The 15,262-nt window shown below is 43.2% G+C and carries 13 protein-coding genes and 1 pseudogene; 11 read left to right on the forward strand and 3 right to left on the reverse strand.

Features of this window, described 5'->3' with window-relative positions:
- Nucleotides 1-91: 91 nt before the first annotated feature.
- From IIC38_04570 to IIC38_04600, 7 genes and pseudogenes are all read left to right on the forward strand, one after another.
- A complete protein-coding gene (locus IIC38_04570; GenBank protein ID MCH8125217.1) occupies nt 92-484 on the forward strand; it encodes a hypothetical protein in 393 nt (130 codons plus the stop codon).
- Entirely contained in the window at nt 481-1,989 is a 1,509-nt protein-coding gene (locus IIC38_04575) for an acyl--CoA ligase (GenBank protein MCH8125218.1), read from the forward strand. The genes IIC38_04570 and IIC38_04575 overlap by 4 nt, the downstream gene beginning before the upstream one ends.
- 14 nt (nt 1,990-2,003) lie before the next feature.
- Entirely contained in the window at nt 2,004-2,807 is an 804-nt protein-coding gene (locus IIC38_04580; GenBank protein MCH8125219.1) for an enoyl-CoA hydratase/isomerase family protein, read from the forward strand.
- Nucleotides 2,804-3,620, forward strand: a pseudogene (locus IIC38_04585) (hypothetical protein). The gene IIC38_04580 and the pseudogene IIC38_04585 overlap by 4 nt, the downstream one beginning before the upstream one ends.
- Nucleotides 3,620-4,684, forward strand: coding sequence for a hypothetical protein (locus IIC38_04590; protein ID MCH8125220.1), 1,065 nt, complete (start codon nt 3,620-3,622; stop codon nt 4,682-4,684). Before IIC38_04585 ends, IIC38_04590 begins: the two are co-directional and overlap by 1 nt.
- 374 nt (nt 4,685-5,058) lie before the next feature.
- Nucleotides 5,059-6,387, forward strand: a complete 1,329-nt coding sequence (creD, locus tag IIC38_04595) for a cell envelope integrity protein CreD (GenBank protein MCH8125221.1) — start codon at nt 5,059-5,061, stop codon at nt 6,385-6,387.
- A gap of 1,048 nt (nt 6,388-7,435) precedes the next feature.
- Complete coding sequence (locus IIC38_04600; GenBank protein ID MCH8125222.1) at nt 7,436-7,804, forward strand: hypothetical protein; 369 nt, start codon at nt 7,436-7,438, stop codon at nt 7,802-7,804.
- 121 nt (nt 7,805-7,925) lie between these two features.
- On the opposite strand, the gene IIC38_04605 is transcribed toward IIC38_04600, so the two are convergent.
- Both IIC38_04605 and IIC38_04610 read right to left on the reverse strand, forming a co-directional pair.
- Entirely contained in the window at nt 7,926-9,677 is a 1,752-nt protein-coding gene (locus tag IIC38_04605; protein MCH8125223.1) for an ABC transporter ATP-binding protein, read from the reverse strand.
- Between the two features lie 67 nt (nt 9,678-9,744).
- Entirely contained in the window at nt 9,745-11,490 is a 1,746-nt protein-coding gene (locus tag IIC38_04610; GenBank protein MCH8125224.1) for an ABC transporter ATP-binding protein, read from the reverse strand.
- 414 nt (nt 11,491-11,904) lie between these two features.
- On the opposite strand from IIC38_04610, the gene IIC38_04615 reads away from it, so the two are divergent.
- The 4 genes from IIC38_04615 to IIC38_04630 are packed head-to-tail and all read left to right on the forward strand — an operon-like array spanning nt 11,905 to nt 14,063.
- Nucleotides 11,905-12,975, forward strand: a complete 1,071-nt coding sequence (locus IIC38_04615; GenBank protein ID MCH8125225.1) for a mannose-1-phosphate guanylyltransferase — start codon at nt 11,905-11,907, stop codon at nt 12,973-12,975.
- 7 nt (nt 12,976-12,982) lie between these two features.
- Nucleotides 12,983-13,249 (forward strand): hypothetical protein, encoded by a 267-nt coding sequence (locus IIC38_04620; GenBank protein ID MCH8125226.1) that lies wholly within the window; start codon nt 12,983-12,985, stop codon nt 13,247-13,249.
- Nucleotides 13,250-13,263: 14 nt separating this feature from the next.
- Complete coding sequence (locus IIC38_04625; GenBank protein ID MCH8125227.1) at nt 13,264-13,728, forward strand: PTS sugar transporter subunit IIA; 465 nt, start codon at nt 13,264-13,266, stop codon at nt 13,726-13,728.
- Nucleotides 13,728-14,063 carry a hypothetical protein gene (locus IIC38_04630; GenBank protein MCH8125228.1) on the forward strand — a complete coding sequence of 112 codons (336 nt, stop codon included), beginning with the start codon at nt 13,728-13,730 and terminating at the stop codon, nt 14,061-14,063. The genes IIC38_04625 and IIC38_04630 overlap by 1 nt, the downstream gene beginning before the upstream one ends.
- A 4-nt stretch (nt 14,064-14,067) precedes the next feature.
- On the opposite strand, the gene IIC38_04635 is transcribed toward IIC38_04630, so the two are convergent.
- Nucleotides 14,068-15,189: an N-acetyltransferase gene (locus IIC38_04635; protein ID MCH8125229.1), complete on the reverse strand. Its 1,122-nt coding sequence runs from the start codon at nt 15,187-15,189 to the stop codon at nt 14,068-14,070.
- Nucleotides 15,190-15,262: the final 73 nt, after the last annotated feature.

Here is a 15,262-nt window from a genome sequence, read left to right on the forward strand (position 1 = left end):
CCAGGCCAGGGCATTAAGACTTTGCTCTCAACATTCAACGTCAGCCGTCTAGGCAACGCCTCAGAGTTGATTGGCTTTGGCCGGCGGGCGCTTGGCGGAGGCGATAACGTATGCACGAGAGCGGCAGGTGGGCGAAGGAGTGGTAACCGATTTCCAGGGTATCCAATGGACCGTTGCCGACGCTTACAGCAAGCTGTATGCGTCCTCACTGGCCCGAGACCAGGCGGCACGATTGGCGGATTTGGATCAAGACCATGCCCTCGAAACAACGTTAGCCAAAAAGTTGGCCATAGACGCTGCCGAATACGCTGTCAACGAATCCTTTGGCCTCGTTGGCGGTTATGGTTTGTATGAGAGTACTCCGTTTCAACAAATCCTCAGCGATATGAAGGTGCTGCGAGTGGCAGGTGGTTCCCTGGAAATCCTGCGCAACTATATCGCCCGCCGCGTGCTTCGATCTGATGATTACGAGGGACTGGCATGAAAAACCTGGCCCAACTGATTCTTGACCGTGCAGAGCGACGACCGGATGCGCTTTTTGGCGTCGTCGAGCATCCTATAATGTTGGCCGACGTTGTAGCGATTGCCCGGGAGAGCGTCAGCAAGTTCGCCGTCGCCGGTCTGGTTACGGGAATGAGGGTGGCGGTGATAGGCTCCACGAGCACCAGCTACCTGGTGGCGTGGACAACACTGCAACTGGCCGGCGTAGAGACGGCGATGATAAACCCCACGCTGCCCGATGATTTGATTCGGCAGATGCTGTCCAATCTGCAGGTGGATGGGGTGGTTTGGGTTGGTCGGACGCCTCAGGCTAGCATTCAACCGAACGCTTGCCACATAGACGCCACCCACTTAGCCCAGCATCAACTGTTGCTATACGATCAGGAAGCCAAAACTATCGTCTCTTTAGAGGCGGACGGGGAGGAGACGGCTCTGGGTGGTCTATCCCGAGACGCAACGGATATTGCAGGTTATATGCACACCTCGGGTACCACCGGGCTGCCCAAATTCTGTGCCCAGTCCCAGCGTTACTTTCTCAGCCTGGGGCGCTTTATCGCCGATTCTATGGCGCTCTCACCGTCAGACACGGTCTTTGCGCCGCTGTCCATGTTCCACATCAATCCATTGGGCTATGGCGTGGTGGGTGGGCTAGTGGGTGGTGCGAATGTGCTGGGAACGACTCGCTTTTCCGTCCGTCGTTTTTGGTCAATGGTCAAGGATAACAACGTGACGGTCGTCTTTTTGCACGCCCCGCCCGTAGAGATATTAAAAAAATCGACCACGCCCGAGGATGCCGCCGGTCACAAGATTCGCTGTGTTTTTTTCGCCGACCAGGACTTTATGAGCAAATTTCAAATACCGCTGGGCTATTCTTGCTACGGCTCCACCGAGGCCGGCGGGTTGTGTCACATCTGGAGCTGGCGTCTGGGCGAGCTTTGTCCCCACCCCGAGGGGATGTCGCGCTATGCCGGCATCCCGCGCCACGACGTCGAATGGAATTTGAGCGACGACGGCGAAATCCTGATGCGCGGAAAACAAGACCATATCCTGTCCTCCGGCTATCAGACGGCCGACGGCCTGGTTCCGCTGATGGCTGAGGATGGCTGGTTTCATACAGGTGACCTCGGTCGACGGGACGAACATGGTCGTTTGATTTTCATCGAGCGCCAGGCTGAGTCTATTCGAGTCAAGGGAGAGTATGTATCTATCCCCTATGTCGAAGGCGTGTTTGCTGAAATCGAGGAAATTGTCGAGTTAGCGCTGTGGCGGGAGAACAGCGTCCTGGTGGACCACCGCGTCGTGTTATACGTCGTCGTACCAGAGGCGCTGCCGAAAGAAAAATTGCTTGCGAGAGCGCAGACTTTACCCCCCTTTATGCGGCCCTCGTTGGTTGTGCGGGTTGAATCTCTGCCGCGCATTGCCGGGGTAGGCAAGGTGAGCCGTTGTCAACTTGGCAAGACTAAGGTCTGTGAGAAATTTGAGCTTTAAACGGAGGAGGCTATATGGACTATCAAGATATTCAGGTTGAGATCTCTGACCGCGTCGCTATCATCTCGCTGCAAAAGCCAGAATCCGGCAATACGATTTCCGACGCCCGAATAATTGAGGAATTAGAGACCGCTATCGGTGCTATGCAGGCTTCCAACGATGTATCGGTTCTTATCCTGACCGGTAGCGGCAAGATTTTTAGTGCAGGTGGGAACGTGAAGGCCATGCGCGACCACAGCGGCATGTTTAACGGCGAACCCATTGAAGTGTATGAGAATTATCGCGGAGGCGTGCAACGCATTACCCGGCTAATGGCACAACTGGATCTGGTTACTCTGGCGGCCGTTAACGGCACGGCGATTGGAGCCGGTTGCGACCTGGCTCTGATGTGCGATTTACGTATCGCTGCCCGCAGCGCCCGTTTTGGGCAGGGTTTTGTCAATTTGGGCATCATCCCCGGCGACGGTGGAGCCTGGTTTTTGGCGCGGACTGTGCCGCGTCACATTGCGGCGGACCTCATCTTTTCGGGGCGGTTGGTCGGCGCAGAGGAAGCGCTGCAGATGGGTTTGGTCAATGAAGTGGTAGACGACGAGCAACTGCTGCCCCGCGCGCGGGAAATCGCCGCCGTCATCGCGGGCAAACCGCCTCTGGCATTAAAACTGAGCAAACGGCTGCTCAACAAAGCATATGAACAGTCCCTGCCCGACTATTTGGACACATGCGCCGCCTATCAATCGCTGCTGCACCCCACGGCCGACCATCGGGAAGCGCTGGCGGCGTTCTTTGAGAAACGCCCTGGGAAGTATCAAGGAAAATGATGACAGGTATCGTTGACGTGCACGTTCACGCGGCCCCCAGCTTATTGCCCAGGCGCTACACAGACCCCGAGATGGCTCGGATTGCAAAAGCGGCAGGCGTTGTGCGATGGGTGTTAAAAGCCCACCATGGTTCCTCCGTCGAGCGGGCGGCGTTGGCCGGACCGGAGACGGTGGGCGGGGTCGTGTTGAATTCCCCCGTCCGGCGGGGCAAATCCCGATGCCGTTGCCGTGGCAGCCTCACTGGGGGGACGCATGGTGTGGATGCCGACAATATCCGCCGCCGCCCACATCGCGGCGCAAAGCCAGGCTGCATTGAGCGTTCATCGCAAACTCGCATTTTCACCAGTACCCGTTTGCGATGACGACAAGTTGGGCTCTGAATGGCTCCCGGTGTTGGACCTCATCGCCGACCACGACCTGGTACTCGGTTCCGGGCACGTCAGCATGGATGAAACCCTTTGTCTTTTTAAGACGGCGGTCTCCAGGGGGGTGAAGCGCTTGCTCATTAACCATCCCCTGATGCCCTTTTTGGGCTGGCGAGATGAGCATGGTGACGAGTTCTCCCGACTTGGAGCGCGAATCGAAATCGGCGTCCTGGCAGACCATCTGTCCGAGACCGAGATTTCACCCACCGAATACCTGGCATCCCACTATCCTAACGAACTGTTGCTGTTCGGCAGCGACCTGGGCCACACCTCATTTCCAGACTACCATGCCGGGATAAAAGATTGGATAGAACGAGTGGAACCGATCGTTGGCGAGAGACAGTTGGAAAAAATTATGACCAGGAATGGTCAGGAGTTACTCGGCTAATGATTCGACTGGCAATTTTACCGGGGGACGGCATCGGAAGCGAGGTGCTGGCAGGTCCTATTGAAATATTAGAGAGGCTCGCTGTAGATGGTCGGGTGGAAATCACCGGTCCCTGGCCCGTGGGTGCTTCGGCTTATCTGGAGACCGGCGAAGGTCTGCCCGCCGCGACCCTGGTGGCGTGCGAGGCCGCCGACGCTATTCTTTTCGGCGCTGTTGGCGACCACCCCGGCTTTGATGCCCGGGAGTATCGGCCCGAACTGGCTCTGCTGCGCTTGCGAGAGCATTTCGACCTAAGAATAAGTATTCGCCAAATCTGGCGCGGGGAACAACCGCCCCTCACTATTGTGCGTAATATATTAGGAGGGGCTTATGGGACTGCCGAGACCCGTCAAGAGAGCGATGGCCGTCAGCCCGCAACGGACCAAATTCGCTTGACGCCGGAACAAATCCAAGAGGTCGTCGAAATCGCGTGCGACTATGTGACTGAAACAGGTGGTTTGGTCTCTGTGGACAAGGCAAATCTGTTGGCGACCAGTAGGCTTTGGCGTAGGATTGCAACACAAGTGACCGAGGAACGGGCACTGGCCTGTCGCCACGTCTACGTGGACCAATGCGCCTACGAGATGGGAAAACGTGGATTAAAAGAGTCTGTGCTGGTGACTGAAGGACTTTTTGGCGACATTCTGAGCGACCTAGCCGCCGCCCAAGCCGGCTCTATCGCGTTGTGCAGTTCGGCCAGTGTTAACCCTCATGTATCCAAAAATGGTTGTTGTGTCGGTTTGTTCGAACCGCTACACGGTACAGCACCCGACATAGCCGGAAAGGGCATCGCGAATCCAACAGGGGGCTACCTGGCGCTGGCCGCTGCCTTCGAATGGTTCCCCCCGACGGCCGAGTTTGCCAACCTGCTGCGTAAAGCATTAACACAGGCGCTGGAGGATGGGCCGGTGCCCCGGGATATTGCCGCTCGGGGTGCAACCGTCGCCACCACGGCCGAATTTGCCCAACACGTAAACGCTGTGTTTTTCGACTTGATGTATGAGGAAAAAATGCCAACGATTTGAGAACACTTTTCGACGAATTGGCCGCGGCTACTTGGCTGACACTAATACTTAGTATCTGAACGAAACTCTTTGCCCATACAAATGATAAGTTTTCGGTCAAACACTACTTAGGGCTCCATTTTAATAACGAATTGGAATAGAGTATCATTTTGTAATTAAAGTCGTTGATTTTTTTATAAACTTTGTATTGCAAAGTTCTTGTTATTATAGTATATTCTGCCGTAAATAGTTATTGGAGTCAGTGTGGTTTGCAAGTCATATACATGTTGCGTTAAAATTGTTAATGTTATAACACCCCGTTTTTGCGGGTATTGTTAATATAGTTAAGTAGCTTTTTTTATAATAGTGATATTGAAAATGAGAAGGAAAAACTTATGCTTGGCAAATGGATGAAACAGTCAATTGGTGCGAGACTACTCATAATTGGATTTTTAATTATCGTTTTTTTTATACCTGCTGCCATGATTCAATCTCTAATTCGTGAAAGACAGGAAAGGCGTGATGGAGCCATAAATGAAGTGAGTGCCAAATGGGGTCAAGAACAAACCTTAACAGGACCCATATTATCTGTTCCTTATAATTATCATTTTAAAAACGAAAAGGGAGAGATTGTAACAACAGTCATGTATGCACATTTTTTGCCTGAGAATTTGCATATCTCCGGAAAAATTTTCCCTGAGGTCAGGAATCGAGGTATATATGAGGTAGTACTCTATCATGCCGATTTGCATTTTGAAGGAATTTTTAGATACCCCAATCTTAGTGATTTAAAAGTACCTCAAAAAGACATTATTTGGCAAGACACATTTATTTCAGTAGGTATAACGGATATGAAGGGGATAAAGGATTTAGTTACTCTCAATATAAATGATACTCAATTATTAGCCAATTCAGGAATTGAAACAAATGACGTGCTGGAATCTGGTATCAGCAGGATTATTGATATTCTACAATCGAATCAAAATGTTGTATTTTCTTTCGATCTTAAATTAAATGGCAGCAGCGGCTTGCTGTTCACTCCAATTGGAAAAGAAACCAGTGTTGAAATTAGTTCAGAATGGTCAAATCCAAGTTTTATAGGTGAATTCCTTCCTGAATCGAGAGAAATAGATAATGATGGGTTTAATGCAAAGTGGAAAATATTTCACTTAAACAGAAATTATCCGCAAAAATGGCTCGGCGACAAATATAAGATTCAATCATCTTCTTTTGGTGTTAGTCTATTGCTTCCTGTCGATGAATATCAAAAAAATATGAGAACAGCTAAATATTCGTTCATGTTTATCGGCCTTACATTTCTTTCGTTTTTTATGATAGAATTATTAAATAGAAAAATTATACATCCTATTCAATATCTATTAATAGGATTTTCATTACTTGTATTTTATACACTTCTGCTATCGTTTTCTGAACATATGTTATTTAAATATGCTTATTTCCTGGCAAGTATTGCTACTGTTTCCTTGATTTCCACATACACAAAGAGCGTATTAAAAAGCAATCTTCACACAAGTATAATTTTGGGGATACTCGTTCTTCTTTACGGCTACTTATACATCGTTCTACAACTGCAAGATTTTGCATTGTTAATGGGTGGCATTGGACTGTTTGTTATATTAGCTGTGGTGATGTATCTGACCAGAAAGATTGATTGGTTTTCAGGAGTAAATCCTGAAGAAAATATCGAAAAAAAGGCAACTTAAGTGAAAGGTCGCAGCAAGAGGATACTAGTTTTCATCATTATGAGTGTTATAACACCCTATTTTGGAGGTACTCCAAGGAACGTCCCATCGATAAAGCAACCGAGCGCTTTCCTTCCACTGGTAATGTCGCTCGCCGCACTAGCCATGGTGCTTGGTCACGCTGCAATATACAGCATTTTCCCGAGGCCGATGAGGGGTCGGCTGCCCAAATCTTTCAGCTACTCATGGTGGGACAGACACCAGTGGTGGTATTCTTCGCAATCAAATGGCTGCCACAAGCTCCACGACAGACGCTGAAGGTACTTGCACTGCAAGCTGGCGCGTATCTGGCAGCAATTGTCGCCCTGTTTCTAACTTAAAGTCTTCTATTTTAACAGTTGAATAAAATTGCTTTTGCGATTAACCAGGGGAATTTTGCACAAAGTAACATTTATAAAAAAGTTTCATTTTAAATAAATGTTCTATGGCTACGCTCAATGGCCTCCTGTGCAATATTTTTTGCTTGATATTATAATAAAATGTTTTACATTAATGCAAAAAATATAAATTATGCACAATAAATCAAGCGGTTTAATATGGCACATTCCCTATATAATATGATTACTTTGATTTTTATACGGCTTTTCAGAGGACACCAATGACGACTTCTAAAGATTTAAAGTTTCACTGGCACTGATTGGCAGTACCAGTGAGCCCCTTTTTAGACCGCAGGAAGGAGCGTACTATGGATGAAACTACCCAATCCACGGGGCGACAAGAAGATAGGCTGATTCGCATTGGCGGCCTTGCAGTCCTAGTGGCTCTCGCGATTCACATTTTTGTTAACGGATTCCTCAAGAAATTTCCGCCCGAGAATCCATCGCTGCCAGAACTTAAAGACTATCTGACAGTTGAAGCCAGCACTTGGGCAATTGTTCACGGGCTAAAATATTTGGCGCTCGTTGGCCTTGTCGTCTTCGCAGCAGCGGTGTATTCGAGAACTTGCCGCAGCCGCAGGGCACTAGGGGCCGGTTGGGGAGTCGTTGGTTTGCTTGGGACTGCGATACACGTGACGAACGCAATGATTGCGAATGGCATTGAAATCATGGCCTTCTATGATTTCACTCTTCTTTCTGAAGAGGCGAGTCTGTTTTGGTTGCTGTTCCGCACCGTTCGAGTTCTATTCACGGCTGAGATTGTCGCTTGGGGTGTGGTTATCTTCGGATTTAGCATGGCAGGATTTCAGTCATCAACGCTTCCGCGTTGGATTTCATCGTTAGGATTTTTTAGTGCCACGGCATGCATGGTCTCTGGTGTCTTTGTTGTCTCTGTCCTCACTGAAGGTTGGGCCACAATACTCATAGACGTGGCTTCGATTACGGGCCTAGCCTGGTTCTCATGTGTCGGAGTCTACATGTTGATGCAGGGAGAGTCGTAGGATGCTCGTCATGAACACTCATTTCGATATCTCACGGAATGCCGAGCGTACACAAAGCGCGCTCCATTATGCTGATTTCACAGATTGTAAATAACCAAATCTGCAAAATCCTTTAATCCTATTAATCTGCGGTCAGGCTTACCCCACTCTCTTTTAGACGGATATGATCCTCATACTGGATCTTATACAATTTGTTGTAAATGCCTTCCAGTTTCATTAATTCGGAATGACTGCCCATTTCTTTGATATGGCCTTTATGCAGAACAATGATTTGATCGGCTTTCTGAATCGTTGATAAACGATGTGCAATAACAATTGATGTTCGATCGGCAAGTAGCTTGTCCAGCGCCTTCTGAATCAAACTTTCCGTGTGCGGATCCACGCTGGCAGTCGCTTCATCAAGAATTAATATTTCCGGATCGAAAGCCAGTGCCCGGGCGAATGCCAGCAATTGTTTCTGCCCTGTGGAAATTAAGCTGCCTCGTTCACGTATATCCGTATCATACCCGTCACTCAATTGTTGTATGAATTCTTCAGCAGCAACCTGGTTTGCAGCAATTTGTATCTGTTCATTAGAAAAATCCTCTCCTAATCGAATATTTTGGGCCACAGTTCCGGCAAATATAAAAATATCCTGCTGAACGATAGCAATTCGATTGCGGAGATTTTCCAACGATAAATCCTTTATATCAACACCATCAATGCATATCTTGCCCTTTTGCGGATCGTAAAATCGACACAACAAATTGATGATGGAAGTCTTGCCCGCCCCGGTGTGGCCAACGATTGCAATTTTTTGTCCTTTTTTAATTTCAAAAGAAATATTCTCCAGAACGTAATTTTCTTCATCGTAAGCAAAGGTAACCGAGTTGAATTCTATTTTTTTATTCATCGCAGCTAATTCAACCGGGGAACTTGCTGATAAAACCGTTGGTTTTTCATCTAATATTTTAAAAATTCTCTCGGCAGATGCCATCGCTCCCTGGAGAATATTGTATTTTTCGGCAAGATCGCTAATGGGTCTAAAAAATTGTTGGGCATATTGAATAAATGCGACGAGAACACCAAGTGTTATGGAAGCGCTGGCTGTTTTCCAACCACCATAAGCAATCGTTGTTCCCATTGCCAGGTATCCGATAAACTCAACAATGGGGTAAAATAACGAGAAATAAAAAATTGTTTTTATATAAGCATCCAGGTGAGCTTGATTCAACCTGGAAAATTGACGAAAGTTTTTATCCTCCCGAGAAAACAACTGGACAATATACATACCGCTAATATTTTCTTGCAAATAAGCGTTAATTCTCGCTATTCGTTTACGAATATTTCGAAAACTCTCCCGTACTTTTTTTCTGAACAAAAATGTAACGAAAATGAGTAGAGGAATAACACTGAATGTAATGAGCGCCAGCTTCATATTAATTGTCAGCATTACGATGACAATGCCAATTAATGTGAATAAATCTCCAAAAATCGCAACTACTCCGGATGTTAGCACTTCATTCAAAGATTCAACATCGGTAGTAACCCGGGTAACCAACCGCCCTACCGGATTGCGATCATAAAAGCGAATAGAAAGATTTTGCAAATGAGTAATCAAATGTTTGCGAATATCAAACATAAGATGCTGACCAATCCATTGCATTAGATAAGTTTGTCCGTAAATGACAAAGAATTGTAACACTAATATCGCCATGAAATAAAGCATGATATCCAATAATCCGGAATAATTACCCGGAAGGATATAATTATCAATTGCAATTTTGGTAAAGTAAGGACCGACCAAACGAGTTGCCGCAGATAGTAGAAGCAGAATCACAGCCAGAACCATATGCAGCTTGTAAGGTTGTAGATAGACCATTAAACGCTTCATTAAGCGACTGTCGTATACTTTCCCTGTAATTTCGTCTTCGGCTATTGAAAAGCCTTTTGCACCACCCTTACGCAATTCTTTCTAATTCCTCCTCAATCAATTGTTTGTAATAAAGATCCGCATATTTTCCATCCAGTGCTAAAAGGGATTTATGATCTCCACTTTCGATAATCCTACCCTCATCCAGTACTAAAATTAAGTCCGAATCTGTTAAAGTAGTCACCCGATGGGATACGATGATTTTAGTAACACCGAAAAATTGAGTCTTGAGATTATTCAGAATTTTTCTCTCGGTAATTGTGTCCACAGCTGAAAGAGCATCATCCAAAATTAATATTTTTGGACGACCCAACGCAGCCCTGGCAATGGCAACTCTTTGTTTCTGTCCACCGGAGAGATTAATACCACGCTCACCCAGCAATGTATCGTATTGGTCTGTGAACGTATCAATTTCATGTGCGATATGAACAGATTTAGCTATTTCCTCTAATTCTCTACTTGTCTTTTCGCCATTGCCAAAAGCAATATTAGCTGCAATGGTTTCGGAAAAAAGGAAATCTTCCTGGGGCACTAATCCTATATTTTCTCGCAGGATGTTAAGAGGAACGCTTCGGATTTCGTGATCACCAAAAAGAATTTTGCCTTTTCCCGGATCGTATAATCGTGCAATTAAATTAACAAGTGTTGATTTCCCGGAACCGGTGCCGCCAACTATGGCAACGAGAGAACCTTCCTTTATCTTGAAATGAATATCACTTATGGCATCATTTTCGCTGTTTTCGTATTTGAAGGATACATGTTGAAACGAAATTGAACCGGGTATTGTGGTAATTTGTTGATTGGTTTCTTCTGTATCTTTTATCCCGGGTTCTTCTGCCATAATTCTATTTATCCTGACTAAAGATGCAGCGCCCATTTGAAAGATATTCATTACCCAACCAATTGCTATCATCGGCCATATCAAGGAAGTCAGATAAGTATAAAACGCAACAAACTCTCCCAAAGTAATCTGTTGAGATATGACACTCCTTCCGCCAAAATAAATTATGATTGCGAATGCAGATCCCGTCAGCAAGGTAATACTCGCGAACATCAATCCTCTCCATTTGGAGAGTTGCAGATTGTTTCTCAAATATTCCTGATTAATTTTATTAAATTGTTTGATTTGATATTTTTCCTGGCGATATGCCTTGATCACCCGAATCCCGGAAAAATTTTCTTCTACTTTTGCCGTAACATCTGAGAAAATTGATTGAACACGATCAGATAAGCGAAACATTTTTTTTACAATGCGATTGACTGCAAATGCAACAATCGGAAATGGTGTGAGAGCAATTAAAGTTAGCTTTAAGTCGATGCTAATCATCATGATTACTGCGAAAGTCGTAAATAAGATAGTAAATGAGGAATACATGATTCCCGGTCCCAAAACATTCCTCACCGCATTGATATCATTAGTGCCACGGGCCATGATATCCCCGGTACGGCTTCGGTGGTAGAATTCAAGAGAAAGCTTTTGCAGGTGAGAAAAATAATCATTCCTGATATCATACTCAATTTTCCTGGAGATTTCGATTAGGACTTTTCTTTTATAAAAAAGAAAAATACTGGCCAGAGTGGCAACGGAGATGAATTTGAGTATTGAATTGTAAAAAGATTGATCAGCCCCGACCTCATTCAGAATATCGATAGGATCTTTTAGTAAGTATGGAACTGCAGCTGAAGTAATTGCGTGCATTAAAAGGACAAAAAAGCCAAAAGCGTATTCCTTCTTATATTTTTGCAGATATTTCTTAAGCTTAAATAATACCAATAAAAGTAGGTCCTTTTTCGTAATGTCACATGGTTTTGATTATCAATATCGAACAGAGTTTTTCATGAAAATCATTGATTTAATATTTATTATTTACAGTATTGGTTTTTCCCAAAATTATCCATCAATATTTTTGTTGTGAATGAAATACTTCTTTAATCTTAATGAATAATTTTCTTAATTTGGAATTTATAACATTGCCCTTGACTTTTAAAAATGCCTGGCTAGGAGATTTTACTAAAAACCCCTTGATTAAATTCTATTTTCCCCTTATGTTATGATCGATAATGAATCCAATTATTAATTTTTTCCCTTTTTCATTTTTCACACCTTTATTTCTCAAGTCACGTTTTCCTAGAAACGGAATTGTACTAATATTTAGCAAATCACATTTCATCTATTGAGGGAGAAAGAATGTTTATTGTAATTATGGCGGGGGGAAGCGGAAAGAGGTTTTGGCCTAAAAGTAAAGAAGCGAAACCCAAACAATTTTTACCCATACTCGATTCAAAAACCATGATCCAATCAACAGTGGAACGGTTAATTCCGCTTGTAGACTCTGATGATATTTATTATGTATTAAATTACCAGCAAAAAGATGTTCTACTGGAGCAAATAAGCAATATTCCGGATAAAAATATAATCCTGGAACCTACCGGAAAAAATACAGCGCCATGCATTGGATTAGCGGCGATCCACTTAAAACAAAAGAATCCCGATGACGTTATGATAGTTCTCCCAGCAGATCATTTCATTAAGGATGAAGAAAGATTTCGAGAATCGTTGTTAATCGCTGAAAAGATAGCGATTGAATATGATTCTTTGGTGACATTAGGAATAAAACCCGACTACCCAGCGACCGGGTACGGATATATTCAATGCAACGAAAAGATCAAAGAGGTTTCCGGGGTTTCGATTTATAAAGTTAAAACTTTTGCAGAAAAACCACAATATGAAACTGCCAAACAATTTTTGCAAAGCGGCGATTTTTTATGGAACAGCGGCATATTCATTTGGAAAGTTTCTACTATACTAAAAGTAATTCAAAATTTATTACCGGAACTCTACTCTTCAATGGAAAAATTAGAGACCCACATAAATTCGAACAATTATTACACACATCTTGAAAAGATTTACCGCCAAATAAGAAGTATTTCAATTGATTATGGTGTAATGGAATATGCAAAAAATGTATCCGTTCTTAAATGCGAATTTGGCTGGAATGATGTTGGTAGTTGGGATGAAGTTTACAATCTTTCGCCCAAAGATAAAAACGGGAATACAATCATTGAAAATGGATTAACAATGGATTGTAAAAACTGCTATATAGATTCTGATTCCGATTTAATCGCCGTTTTAGGGGTTGATGACCTGGTTGTGGTAAAATCGGAAAATTCAATCCTGATTTGCAAAAAAGACAAAACTCAAGACGTTAAAGAATTGGTAGATAAAATAAAACGCAAAGAACTCGATCAATATTTGTAGGGTTAATATGCGTCGATCAAAAAATCAAAAACAAATTCTACTGCAAGAATTGGAAGAACTTCTGGAAAGGCTTACAATTCCCTTGCGTTATGAAAAAGGAAATTTTAAAGGCGGGCTCTGTTTTTACAATGAAAAGGCCTATTTCATTATAAATAAGAATTTATCACTCGATCAAAAATTACAAATATTTAGGAATGATTTACTGCACGTTAATCTTGAAGATTTGTTTATTCGGCCTGTAATCCGAGAATTTTTGAGTAATCCACACTTTTAACAAAAGGAAGTTGAATGAACATAGATGAGTTTCTTGGCTATTTTAAAGAAGAATTTTTTATTAAAGATTTAAAATCGAAATCAAAAAATGATATATTAGAGGAAATGGTCAACCATATTGCTGACCAAAGCACTCTAAAAGATAGTACATTGATTTTGGAAATGTTAAAAAGAAGGGAAGAAATCGGCAGTACTGGAATAGGGCATGGAATTGCCATTCCGCATGGGCGAACTATCTCAGTACCAGATTTGATAACTGTTTATGGAAAGTCTGCTAATAGCATTGAATTTGATGCGATCGACAAAAAGCCAGTGAACATGGTATTTATGATTATTGCACCCCCCCAGGAACAATCAAATACTTATCTCCCGTTTTTAGGCAAATTGGTTGATATTTTGAATTCAAAAAAAGTACGGAAAGAATTAATCAATGCAAACACTTTTGAGGAATTCACACTAGCTCTTGCAGGAGGGTTTTAATGGACGACAAACAACTTCGCTGTCTTGTGGCTCTTCAGGACATCGACAACATGATTTTAGAAAGTGAAAATGAAAAAAAGCTGGGATTTAAAACAAAAGGCATTAACAAGCTACAAAAGATAAGAGAAGAAGTTGGCCAACAAATTAACCCTTCCATGTTAAGAGCCTATGAAAGACTACACAAAAAATATCGCCGTGGAGTAGTCCCTGTCAAAAATAATGTTTGCTTAGGCTGCTTTGTAAAACTTCCAACCTCGATAACAACCAGAGGTAAGGAGAATATTGTTGTTTTTTCTTGTGAAAATTGTGGCCGGATTCTTTATTGGCTCGATTAAGAAATCAGAATTCTTTGTCAAAGATTCGATAAGTTTTGTAAATTTTAGAACCAATTTTTTCCAATGTGTGACGCATAGGATAGTTGTCTTCCAAAATCCAGGAGAATTCTCCTCGTGACATTCCAATGTTTACACCTCTGGAATATGTTTCTAAATAAAAAAGTGAGTCTATACCACTTTTCCTGAATTTCTTTCGAATCCCCAAAATTATCACCCGGATCATATCAATTTTACGGGAATACCAAAGTATTTTAGGAAGTCCGAAAGGTATTAGCCTGCCATTAATTTTAGCAAGCGCCTGGTTTAAATCCGGCAAAGACAAAGAGAATCCAACAGGTTGATCGTTAATAAACGCAAACAAGGCAAGTTCAGGTATGATTATCGGCTTCAGTTCTTTGGCCATATGATCCATTTCCGCATCTGTCATGGGCACAAAACCCCAATTTTTTTCCCATGCTTCATTATAAACATCTTTCACTATATTTACATCCCGTTTGAAATGTTTCATATCAATAGAGCGCAATTCAATGTTATATTTTTTCTTGATAATACTGACGACCCGCTTAATTTTTCCCAATTCTATATTAGTTTTACTTAAATAATAAGCCAACAGGTCTTTAGATTTTTGTAATCCGAATGATTCAAAAAGTTGCGAGTAATATGATGGATTGTATGTCATCATCACAACCGGAGGTGAATCAAACGCATCCACAAGCAAGCCACATGTATCGTTTATCGATGGATTAACCGGTCCCCGCATTCGAACCATCCCCTTTTCACGAATCCATGATTCTGCAGCTTCAAACAAAGCTTTGGAAATATTGGGATCATTGCGAGATTCGAAAAATCCAAAGAATCCGGTATTTTCCTGGTGAAAATTATTGTGATTGTCGTTTATTATTGCAGCAATTCTACCAACAATTTCATTACTTTTGTACGCTAGGAAGCATTGGATTTGGGCATGTTGATAAAAGGGATTCTTATTGGTGTCTAATAACTTCTTTTGATCCATAATTAGAGGCGCGACCCAATTTGAATCGTCTTTGTAAATATCCCAGGGTAATAAGATAAACTTCCTTTTATCAACCTTGCTACTGACGGGCTTTACGATTATACTTTCTGGCATTATCGGAATTGGTTTAACGTGAATAAGATATTAATTAAACTGGAATTTTCTTACTTGCTATACGCTAGTCAGG

Source organism: candidate division KSB1 bacterium (assembly GCA_022566355.1).
GTDB lineage: Bacteria > Zhuqueibacterota > JdFR-76 > JdFR-76 > DREG01 > JADFJB01.

Bases quoted from the DNA above. Each gene is read 5' to 3' on its own strand.
- IIC38_04590 (MCH8125220.1), top strand. From the start codon at position 3,620: ATGATTCGACTGGCAATTTTACCGGGGGACGGCATCGGAAGCGAGGTG.
- IIC38_04575 (MCH8125218.1), top strand. From the start codon at position 481: ATGAAAAACCTGGCCCAACTGATTCTTGACCGTGCAGAGCGACGACCG.
- IIC38_04605 (MCH8125223.1), bottom strand. From the start codon at position 9,677: ATGAAGCGTTTAATGGTCTATCTACAACCTTACAAGCTGCATATGGTT.
- IIC38_04630 (MCH8125228.1), top strand. From the start codon at position 13,728: ATGGACGACAAACAACTTCGCTGTCTTGTGGCTCTTCAGGACATCGAC.
- IIC38_04620 (MCH8125226.1), top strand. From the start codon at position 12,983: ATGCGTCGATCAAAAAATCAAAAACAAATTCTACTGCAAGAATTGGAA.
- IIC38_04580 (MCH8125219.1), top strand. From the start codon at position 2,004: ATGGACTATCAAGATATTCAGGTTGAGATCTCTGACCGCGTCGCTATC.
- creD (MCH8125221.1), top strand. From the start codon at position 5,059: ATGCTTGGCAAATGGATGAAACAGTCAATTGGTGCGAGACTACTCATA.
- IIC38_04625 (MCH8125227.1), top strand. From the start codon at position 13,264: ATGAACATAGATGAGTTTCTTGGCTATTTTAAAGAAGAATTTTTTATT.
- IIC38_04615 (MCH8125225.1), top strand. From the start codon at position 11,905: ATGTTTATTGTAATTATGGCGGGGGGAAGCGGAAAGAGGTTTTGGCCT.
- IIC38_04635 (MCH8125229.1), bottom strand. From the start codon at position 15,189: ATGCCAGAAAGTATAATCGTAAAGCCCGTCAGTAGCAAGGTTGATAAA.